Genomic DNA, 1210 nt, shown 5'->3' on the forward strand with positions numbered 1-1210 from the left:
CTGGGCAAATGAAGAAAAACGGCACCACAACCAAAGGGACAACCAGGTGGCGATGCAAAAACCCTGACTGCGGATGCTCAACAACACGACACCGCCCCGATCAGACCCACACCCGGGATTTCAAAGCGTTTCACACCTACGTCACCGGCACTGCTTCTTTAACCAAGGTGGCCGACACCTTGAATGTCTCCCGGCGCACACTCGACCGCCGGTTCACCTCATTGTGGCTTATCGATGTCCCTAACACCCCCGATCCCAACCGGGTCTACGACCAAATCTTCATCGACGGCACCTACACCGACGCTGGCTGCTTACTTGTGGCAGCCAGCCACGACCACGTCATCGCATGGCACTGGACACAACGCGAAACCGCCCACGCCTACACCCAACTACTCAAAAACATCGCCCCACCACTATGCGTTGTCCTCGACGGTGGCCAAGGCGCCTACTCAGCAATCAAAACCTGCTGGCCAACCACCCGCATCCAACGCTGCCTTGTCCATGCCCAACGCGTGGTCCGTCGCTACACCACCAGCCGTCCACGCACCGACGCAGGCAAAGCTATCTACGCCCTGGCGTTGAAACTGACCCGTATCACCACACTCGACCAGGCACGGGAGTGGACGCTGCGCCTGCATGACTTCGGACAGGTATTCAAAGCATTCCTCAACGAAAAAACACCCCTCCCCAAAGAACGCCGCACCCTCAACAACCAGTGGGAATGGACCCACCTGCGAGTTCGCAAGGCATACAACTCACTGCTGCACCTATCGCGCAATAACTGGCTGTTTACCTACCTGCAGCCACCACCAGAAGCACTCGAACCACAGCGCTGGGCATCAACAACCAACAGTCTGGAAGGCGGCGTCAACGCCCAGCTCAAACGCATCGCCGACGCGCATCGCGGCAGGTCCGGGGAGCGCCAACGCAAAATGCTCGAGTGGTACCTGCACTCGAAAACGCAGCTGCCTGACGACCCGCTAAAGATCGCCAGGCAGTGCAATTACGGACAAGATCAACTCGCCAAAGTCAACGATCTTGTCCCAGAAGACCACAACAAAGCCGACCACGAAACAGGACGACCAGCCTTCTACGACAACGCTATCCCAACCGAATACCAACACAACATAGGAATCCGGAAAGGGCCCATGAGATAAAAAGGGCCCACCCGGCGACACACCGAGCGGACACACTTTTTGTCACTTAACCC

Annotated in this window: 1 protein-coding gene; it reads left to right on the plus strand. The window is 57.4% G+C overall.

What is annotated here, in order from left to right; genetic code table 11:
* On the plus strand, window positions 1–1157 hold a 1157-nt coding region (locus HMPREF2849_RS00060; protein ID WP_246822061.1), incomplete at its 5' end, for an IS1249 family transposase.
* Window positions 1158–1210 lie beyond the last annotated feature (53 nt).

The organism is Corynebacterium sp. HMSC073B01, assembly GCF_001838255.1.
Classification (GTDB): Bacteria; Actinomycetota; Actinomycetes; order Mycobacteriales; family Mycobacteriaceae; genus Corynebacterium; species Corynebacterium jeikeium_D.